The organism is Acetivibrio cellulolyticus CD2, from assembly GCF_000179595.2.
GTDB lineage: Bacteria > Bacillota > Clostridia > Acetivibrionales > Acetivibrionaceae > Acetivibrio > Acetivibrio cellulolyticus.
This window is the reverse complement of sequence record NZ_JH556653.1, coordinates 1827811-1835720: the sequence shown is the minus strand read 5'-3', so window position 1 is coordinate 1835720 and position 7910 is coordinate 1827811. Positions and strand designations below refer to the sequence as shown.

10 protein-coding genes are annotated in these 7910 nt (G+C 35.0%); 5 read left to right on the top strand and 5 right to left on the bottom strand.

The features are described from left to right. Both ACECE_RS0210160 and ACECE_RS0210155 read left to right on the top strand, forming a co-directional pair. Nucleotides 1-1347 (top strand): RHS repeat-associated core domain-containing protein (locus ACECE_RS0210160; protein WP_010681102.1); only part of this gene is annotated, 1347 nt, incomplete at its 5' end. An 11-nt stretch (nucleotides 1348-1358) separates the two neighbouring features. Further along, nucleotides 1359-1964 carry a hypothetical protein gene (locus tag ACECE_RS0210155; RefSeq protein WP_010681101.1) on the top strand — a complete coding sequence of 202 codons (606 nt, stop codon included), beginning with the start codon at nucleotides 1359-1361 and terminating at the stop codon, nucleotides 1962-1964. A gap of 248 nt (nucleotides 1965-2212) precedes the next feature. Here ACECE_RS0210155 and ACECE_RS0210150 read toward each other — a convergent pair whose 3' ends face one another. Next, nucleotides 2213-2476, bottom strand: a complete 264-nt coding sequence (locus ACECE_RS0210150; protein WP_010681100.1) for a Txe/YoeB family addiction module toxin — start codon at nucleotides 2474-2476, stop codon at nucleotides 2213-2215. Beyond that, nucleotides 2469-2738 carry a type II toxin-antitoxin system RelB/DinJ family antitoxin gene (locus ACECE_RS0210145; protein WP_010681099.1) on the bottom strand — a complete coding sequence of 90 codons (270 nt, stop codon included), beginning with the start codon at nucleotides 2736-2738 and terminating at the stop codon, nucleotides 2469-2471. The genes ACECE_RS0210150 and ACECE_RS0210145 overlap by 8 nt, the downstream gene beginning before the upstream one ends. A gap of 544 nt (nucleotides 2739-3282) precedes the next feature. Here ACECE_RS0210145 and ACECE_RS0210140 point away from each other — a divergent pair. The 3 genes from ACECE_RS0210140 to ACECE_RS0210130 all read left to right on the top strand — a co-directional run bounded on the left by ACECE_RS0210140 (nucleotide 3283) and on the right by ACECE_RS0210130 (nucleotide 4974). Beyond that, nucleotides 3283-3756, top strand: a complete 474-nt coding sequence (locus tag ACECE_RS0210140; protein WP_010681098.1) for a hypothetical protein — start codon at nucleotides 3283-3285, stop codon at nucleotides 3754-3756. A gap of 168 nt (nucleotides 3757-3924) precedes the next feature. Continuing rightward, nucleotides 3925-4623, top strand: coding sequence for a PDDEXK nuclease domain-containing protein (locus tag ACECE_RS27165; protein ID WP_010681097.1), 699 nt, complete (start codon nucleotides 3925-3927; stop codon nucleotides 4621-4623). 147 nt (nucleotides 4624-4770) lie between these two features. Then, nucleotides 4771-4974 carry a hypothetical protein gene (locus tag ACECE_RS0210130; protein WP_010681096.1) on the top strand — a complete coding sequence of 68 codons (204 nt, stop codon included), beginning with the start codon at nucleotides 4771-4773 and terminating at the stop codon, nucleotides 4972-4974. Nucleotides 4975-5055: 81 nt separating this feature from the next. Here the strand turns inward: ACECE_RS0210130 and ACECE_RS31710 are convergent, their stop codons facing one another. From ACECE_RS31710 to ACECE_RS27155, 3 genes are all read right to left on the bottom strand, one after another. Further along, nucleotides 5056-5487: a peptidoglycan-binding domain-containing protein gene (locus ACECE_RS31710; protein ID WP_010681095.1), complete on the bottom strand. Its 432-nt coding sequence runs from the start codon at nucleotides 5485-5487 to the stop codon at nucleotides 5056-5058. A gap of 4 nt (nucleotides 5488-5491) precedes the next feature. Next, nucleotides 5492-5740 (bottom strand): hypothetical protein, encoded by a 249-nt coding sequence (locus ACECE_RS31705; RefSeq protein ID WP_010681094.1) that lies wholly within the window; start codon nucleotides 5738-5740, stop codon nucleotides 5492-5494. A 237-nt stretch (nucleotides 5741-5977) separates the two neighbouring features. Continuing rightward, nucleotides 5978-7795, bottom strand: coding sequence for a glycosyl hydrolase family 18 protein (locus tag ACECE_RS27155; protein WP_010681093.1), 1818 nt, complete (start codon nucleotides 7793-7795; stop codon nucleotides 5978-5980). Between the last annotated feature and the right edge of the window lie 115 nt (nucleotides 7796-7910).

Here is a 7910-nt window from a genome sequence, read left to right as displayed (position 1 = left end):
GAGGGAAAGAGAGTTGCAAAAACCGTAGGCGGAACGACTGCAAGATACTTCTATGAGTATGACAATGTAGTATTTGAATACACAAACAGCGGAGCAATAAGCGCCTTCAATGTAATAGGAACCAACCTTATCTCAAGGGAAACAGGAACTGACAAGGTATACTATTTCTACAACGGACATGCTGATGTGACAGCCCTGCTGGATGCTACGACAAAAAGTATCCGCTCACAGTACAAGTATGATGAATTCGGCAATATAACCTCTGAGACCTACTATGACAGCACTGGAGTAGAGACAATAGATGAGAATGAAATAATAAAGAGCCAGATATTGTATGCCGGATACCAATACGATGAGGAATCAAAGTACTATAACCTTCAAGCAAGATACTATGATCCGCAAACAGCAAGGTTCTTGCAGCAGGGTACATATATGGGGGCAATAGCTGACCCATTGAGTTTGAATCTGTATGCATATTGTCATAATGAACCTATGATGTATGTTGATCCTACAGGGTATACTGGAGAAAAGTCAGCATTAACTTTAGTTAATGAAATAATTGCTGCAAAAAAAGGATGGGAGGAAAGTCAGCTAAAGATAAATGAATATTATGAAGAAGAAGACTCAGATATTGATGTAAAAGCAGAAATAGCCAATAAGTATAAGTATGCTTCGAATGCTGCTACAGCAAGAGAAATGTTAAAAGATACAGATGCTTATAAGAATGATGCTTATTTCAGGGAGGCTTGTAATGCCTATTTGAAGAAGGCATACGGAGGTACTATGTCTGATGTTAAACAGTTACAATCAATGCTATCTACACTGATGTATAGACAAGCGCCTCCTCCTCCTCCATCTAAGGGGACGGGTAATAGTGAACTTACAGAAGAACAAATACTAATGATAAAAACAGTATATGGTGAAGCAGCAAATTGTAGTGAAGCGTCTTGGGAAGCTGTAGCAAATGTTATAATGAATAGAGTGGGTACAAGGGAATGGAAAAAATACGACACAGTAACAAAGGTAATAAAAAATAGCGGTTTTGATGCATATACCAATCCTAACGATCCATATAAAACTGCAGAAAAGTATCTAAACAACAGAGATGGTTCTAATGCTAAGCTAGAAAAATTGATTAGTATTGTTCTGGATGTGTATAACGGAAAGTCTGAAGATAATACAAATGGTGCTGTGTTATACTATAGTCCTAAGGCTCAAGCTGCGTTACATAAAAAATTCCCGAAATCTTATCCTTCATTAGTACCTCCATGGGTTAATGATAAAGTTCAAGAAGTGAAGGTGTCTGGTGCAGAGAAAGATGACTTCAAATTTTACAGGTATAAATAGGGGAGGTAGTGATGATTAAAAAAGGTTCATTTATTATTTTAACAATTATCTTATGTATATCGTTTGTTGCTTGTGAAAGAAAAAATATAACGGAAGCACCAACGCTTACAGTATCACCGACGACAGTAGAAACAAATAAATTATCAATTCCGATGGAAGAGTTTTATAGTATAAATAAAAATGAAGATGGAACTTACACTGTTAAGCTATTCGATAAGAATAAAAAGGTTGTAGATGAAACTACTGTACCTAAGGAGCCACATATAAATAAACTGGAGAATGACATAATTCAGGTTACAATTAGCTATGGTAGTCCTTTCTACACCACTTATTTTTATGATACAAAAGCTAACTTAATTTCACAAGCATATGATACGCCCGTACTTGTTGATAAAGGTAAAATAGTGTTGGTGCAAAGCAAGAAGCTAGTAGTTTCTGATATTTTTGATAAAGCTTTATATTTTAAAGAGGTTGAAAGAAATTTTTCAGAAACAGTTCCACCTTCTTCTGCAATAGTTAGTGTGAAGTTTATTAATTCAAATGAATTACAGATTAACTATTATGAGGGTAAAGATTTTACGGAAAAGTTAGAAATTATTGATTTAAGTAAACTGTAAAATAATAAAAATTCTTGATATATTTGATTGGCGGTTGTCTTCGGATGACCGTCTTTTTTCAACCGTAAACGGTAAACCGGTTCTTTCCAGAGTTTGTTGAATTAACAACATCGTGATTCATATAATAATATTTTTGATTTCAATAATTCAAAAAAATAAAAAAATAACCTTTTTTACCAAGAAAATAGCCTATGGTCTGGAAACTAATCAGACCATAGGCTTTATTATCGTATATTAAAAATAAAAGGCTATTTATCGCCATAATGCGTTCTGCACTGTAAAATGTAAATTTGGTTATCTTCAATAAAGTATACAAGTCGGTTTGTTTCATCAATACGTCTGCTCCAACAGCCCTGATTTTCATACTTCAAAGGTTCTGGTTTTCCAATGCCGTCATTTCCATTCCTGTCAATATCTTTGAGTAGTTGATTAATACGTTTTAAAGTCTTTTTATCTTGTGATTGCCAATATAGATAATCTTCCCATGCTTCATTATGCCATATTTTATTCATCACTCACCTCTATAAGTTCGTGAGCAGTTCCATTGCCTGCTTTAATATCGGCAATGGCTTTTTTAATGCAGTTTTGATTGTATTCGTTATAAAAAGCATCAGTTGAAGCATAAATTTCAAAGGGTATTCTTTTTTCCCGAACAACCGCCTTTGCAAAAACCGTAAAGGCTGTTGTCATATTCATACCAAACTCAGAAAAAAGATATTCTACTTGTTTTTTTAATTCTTCGTCCATACGGATATTAATAACCGTTTGAGCCATAAAAAACACCCCCTTTCAATAATTATTATATATACATTATATCATAATTATGTATTGATGTACATACAATGTGTGCGGAAAATATGGCGATATAGGATTTGAGCTCAAATAGGAAACAATGAAATATTTATACTTGTATAGAATTTTTCCACTAATAACAACTATAAAACACAAAATACAGATATTTGCAAAATTAACAGCAGTACAAGAATGTGAATATTATACTTTTATAATTTATAAGTTATAATTGCAGTTTTATACAGGGTTTTTTGAAAAAGTTGGACTTAGATACAAGTTCAAATATTATGCCATGAATATCATGTTTGGCAACAGTAATATTCTTTGTATATTTATTTTTCAATGTGCTGATATATCTTGCTTATAAAAGTTCTGCATAAGTTTTATTAATAAGTACTTGAAATAAGAATTGTAGAAGGCTATATTTAATTACAAGGAAAAAGAGAATACCAAAAGAGGCTCTTTGGGACAAACAACCGTTTACGCCTGATCAGAAAGCAGAGCTTGGTAAATAAAGGAGTGTATTATGAGAAAAATTATATATATTGTTTTAACAGTTGTATTTTTTGCTATATTATTTTCTGGGTGTGCCCAAAACAATAAAATAAGTGATAAGATTATTGAATTAATAGACAAACAATCTGTTAAAGATGAGAGTGTATGTAATATTTCAATAAAAGAAGTTGCTGATTTTGAATGGGACAAAATGGCCATATTTAAAGTAGGAAGTTCCAATAAAGAAATTTCAGAACTTCTTGGTGTACAATACAATGATTCTGTGGATTTAACATCTGGGATTATATTTGTATCAAAAAATAAAATTGTATATAAGGAAGAAATACTTTACAATCCAGAGATTCCAAGTAAATTATCTGTTTCTTTAGATGAGCAACAACCAGAACTGAATTGTATTGTATATACTCCTGATAATGCAATATTAAAGGGGACTCGAAAAAAAGTAGATGGAGAGTATTATTATAATATATCAAATATTAAATAATTTTTAACACCATTAAAAAGCAAGCGTATATGGAACTTTGAATTCAACACAAAAGATAATGCAATATAATTCACATGGAAATATGGTTTATTTAAAAACTTTATGCACTAATGATATGATTATATTTATGTGGAGGTATATTGTAATTTTTACTGGGATAAATAATTTGTGACAGCAGTGCTGACACAAATTAGCTGGACAAATCATTTGGCAATTATGTCAAAAGCGAAGACTCCGGAAGAACGACATTTTTATATATCGTTATGCATAAAAGAAAGTTATTCATCCCGCGAATTGGAAAGACAGATTGAAAGCGCATATTACGAGAGATATATGCTATCACAAGAAAAATTATTACCAGAACCTATAAAGGGATTGAAAGAAAATCCATTTTTGGATTCATATATCATTGGGTTTTTGGATTTACCGGAAGCATACAAGGAACCTGATTTTAGAAAAGCACTTATAAGAAACATGAAGGATTTTATCCTTGAGCTTGGTAAAGATTTTACATTTATTGATGAAGAATACAAAGTGCAGGTTAGCGGCGAGGACTATTCCATTGATTTACTTTTCTATCACCGAGGATTGCAGTGCTTGGTGGCTTTTGAGTTGAAGGTAGGAAAGTTTATGCCGGAATATATATCCAAAATGGATTTTTATCTTGAAGCACTAGAGCATGAGAACCCAAGTGTTGGATTGATATTGTGTGCGTCTAAAAATGATGAGGTGGTAGAATATGCTATGAGTAGAAGTATGTCACCAATGCTTGTTTCACAATATCAATTGCAATTGCCAGATAAGAAAGTATTGGAGCGAAAATTGCAGGAGTTGGTTGCTATACCACAAATAGAGGACGAAGAATAGCATTTATGATGTAAATGAATTGTGCAAGTGCTCTTGCACAATCTTCAAAAATGAAAACGAAAATATTTTTAATGCTAATTATGCAGTGAAATTGATAATTCAGTTCCGCTGCATTTTTTTATTCAAAAAAGAAAGTGAGGATACACAATGAAAGAACAAATTATTTACAAAAACAAGCAGTTAGAGGATGCCGAGGAGCAGCTTAAAAGAGCGCAGGCAAACTTGACAGAGGCAAAGAGAAGACAGAGCGCTGATAAGCGCAAAGCTGAAAACCATCATAAGTACATCATGGGTGGTTTGTGCGTAAAATATCTTGATGACGCTTACCTTTACGAAGAAGGGGACTTTTGAATAGCTGAAATATTACTTCGGATTTTTCACGTAGCTTGTCATTCCGCTCATCTACACTGCTCGCCTATATTTTCGGCACTCCTAAGGATATGCAACAGTTGCCGTTTGTCCTATTCCTGCAGCATTACTTGTTAGAGTTTCCCATGTAAGGCAGCCAACAATTCCATCAGCAACAAGACCGTAACTGTTTTGGAAGTTTATCACAGTCCTTTGTGTTATGGGACCAAAATAACCGTCTATATCAGTAGTTGTGAAGCCAATAGCTCTGAGAGCATCCTGCAGGATGAGAACATACACACCTACACTTCCAAATGCAACAACCGGGTATCCGCCATTGAAACATGCCGGTGGATTCTGTCTATCATCAAAATGAACCCACGTTGGAGTTAGATATGCAGGTTCTACGTAATTCCAAACACCAGATTGTATGGCTACATTTCTCATACTATTTCTTGTATTGTAATCAAGATTCTGCCCTACATCAAAAGAAACACCAGCATAATGCTGGGACATTGGATCATGGGCCGCCTTCCCATATACGTTTAAACGCATATCCTACGTAAATAGGCTGGCCCCATATTCTTGAAAACTGGTTGAATGATTGCATAGCCCTCTTAGTCGTCCACAGAGTACTTGAGTTGGAACTTCCTCTAAATTCCATGACGAGCAAAGTCCTACCCGTATTATAGGGCATTGGGTCATTTTCGGTGCGCTGGTAATACTCCATACTATTGGTATCATTGTTATACACAAAAATGTTAGCCATAAAAATCAATCCTTTATATTTACATAAGATTGATATATATTATGATTTGGAGTAGAAATAAGTTCACTAATTACTCAACTTTTCTTAAGGCATCGTCAATATTAGTTTGTGAAGATTCTGTATAAAGATTAAAAGCCACAGTCGGAAACTAATCCAACTGCGGCTTTTATTACGCCTCTTCCGAACAAAGTGAAAGTGGCAAAAGCGAAGGGGCTTGATGTCCACGAGCTTTATCATTTATCTTATTTTCGTATTTATACTATTCCAGTAATCTGCATTTTCAAGGCCGAGTCGCCATATGCCGACACCAGCTAAGTTGTATGAATTAACAAGATCTAGCTTGGGTTCAATGCTCATCGAGTTTTCAAACCATACTGTGTGGGCTACTCTATTGGCATCTGTGTAGGTAAAATATGGACACTGTGAAGTGCTATCCCAAAGGATTGTAGCTCCATAAGTAACAGCAAGGTTGTAACAGCCGTTAATTGAATAGGCTTTTGTACCATTGCTTGACCAATCATAACCATATGCAGCAAGTCCTAGATAAATCTTCTCTTTCGGTATAACAGTTGTAGCGTATTTTACAACATTGTTAACCCAACCGATGGATGCCACAGGTCCTGCTGAACCTCCTGGATAATGCTCATCGTAAGTCATTAGAAGAATAAAGTCGGCATAGTTTGCAATGCTGGCATAATCATAAGCATAATTCCAGGTATAGTTAGGGTTATCAGTTGTTTTGGCAGGCACTGATACAGAAATTTTATAACCTAATGGTTTTAATGTTGAATAAATTTCGCTTAAGAAGGTTGTATAATAATTCCTATCAGAGCTGTAAATACCCTCGATATCAATATTAGCTCCCTTATAGCTGTTAGTTTTTAATATATTTAGCAGGTTGGATATGAAATTATTTCTGTTTGTCGAACTTTCAAGGAGGGTTTTAGCTACATCACCGCTGAAGTTGTTTCCCACCAGAAGAGTCGAGGTAATGCCGTTTGCATTTGCATAACTTATCTGCTCGGTTGGAAGCAAACCTGTGATATTTCCATATCCGTCAGTTATATGTGTTGCTGTTGATATTTCATCAATTGAAGCTTTATTATTGACCATTGAATTATATGAAGATTTATCACCTGAATAATAATAGGTTGTAAATCCAAGTATTCTTTTTACTGATTTAGTAGCTGTTGGTGTAGGAGTGGGAGTAACAATTGGAGTAGTTGATGCAGGAGTAGGAGTAACGATTGGAGTGACTGTTGGTGCAGGTGTAGGCGTAGGAGTAACAATTGAAGTAGTAGGTGCAGGTGTAGGAGTGAGAGTAACAATTGGAGTAGCTATAGGAGTAGGAGTAACAAATAGAGTAGCAGTCGATGTAGGTGTTGGCGTAGGTGTAATAAGCGGAGTAGCAGTTGAGGTAAGTGTAGGAGTCGGAGTCGGAGTATCTATAGCAATCGTAGTTGGTGAACTTGTAGGAGTCAGGGCCACAGGCTCAACACCCCAAGCCAGGGTACCGTTTATATAACCGGTAGTTTTTGACCAGTCGGTATAAGTTGATGAGCTGCTGTTAAACGAGTAATCGTTTGCTTGGGTATAGTAGGACCAATCGGACTTGTAAATTCTGGATTGAACTTCTGCATATGTACCTGCTGATAAAGAACCAGCATTACTTGTAAAGCCAATTTCAAGATAATAGTCTGCATTGGTTGAAACGGATGACATCTTTATTAAAGAGCCTGTAATATTTGCGCTGCCTTTATTTGACCAGTCACACAAATATGTTTGAGGCTTTTCTCCGTCAATTGTATAATAATATCTTAATTTAACTGAGGAAAGGTTTATAGTTGTATTACCATTGTTATAAACTCTAAATTCAGGGTAGAGAGTATTTGCGGAGGATGCTGTGCTGTAATTGTATAACTGAACTTTAATACTGGTTGTGGGGGTCTTACCAGTGGTTTTATTTTTTGCTGCAAAAACATTACTAGAGCTGAATAATAAAATGAATGCAAGGGCTAGAGATAGATATGGTGCCAGGAACTTTTTAGAAGACATGAATTAACCCTCCTTAAAATAGTTTACATAATAATTATATTATGGTAGACCGACACCCGGCAATAAGTAATAGCTACTATAAGCATAGGACCCTTGCAGTAAAAATATAAGGTTT

What these genes read in the sequence shown, in the direction of transcription:
- ACECE_RS31705 (WP_010681094.1), bottom strand. Translation starts at nt 5,740, where the DNA reads ATGGCTAACATTTTTGTGTATAACAATGATACCAATAGTATGGAGTAT.
- ACECE_RS0210155 (WP_010681101.1), top strand. Translation starts at nt 1,359, where the DNA reads ATGATTAAAAAAGGTTCATTTATTATTTTAACAATTATCTTATGTATA.
- ACECE_RS0210140 (WP_010681098.1), top strand. Translation starts at nt 3,283, where the DNA reads ATGAGAAAAATTATATATATTGTTTTAACAGTTGTATTTTTTGCTATA.
- ACECE_RS0210130 (WP_010681096.1), top strand. Translation starts at nt 4,771, where the DNA reads ATGAAAGAACAAATTATTTACAAAAACAAGCAGTTAGAGGATGCCGAG.
- ACECE_RS27155 (WP_010681093.1), bottom strand. Translation starts at nt 7,795, where the DNA reads ATGTCTTCTAAAAAGTTCCTGGCACCATATCTATCTCTAGCCCTTGCA.
- ACECE_RS31710 (WP_010681095.1), bottom strand. Translation starts at nt 5,487, where the DNA reads ATGTCCCAGCATTATGCTGGTGTTTCTTTTGATGTAGGGCAGAATCTT.
- ACECE_RS0210150 (WP_010681100.1), bottom strand. Translation starts at nt 2,476, where the DNA reads ATGAATAAAATATGGCATAATGAAGCATGGGAAGATTATCTATATTGG.
- ACECE_RS0210145 (WP_010681099.1), bottom strand. Translation starts at nt 2,738, where the DNA reads ATGGCTCAAACGGTTATTAATATCCGTATGGACGAAGAATTAAAAAAA.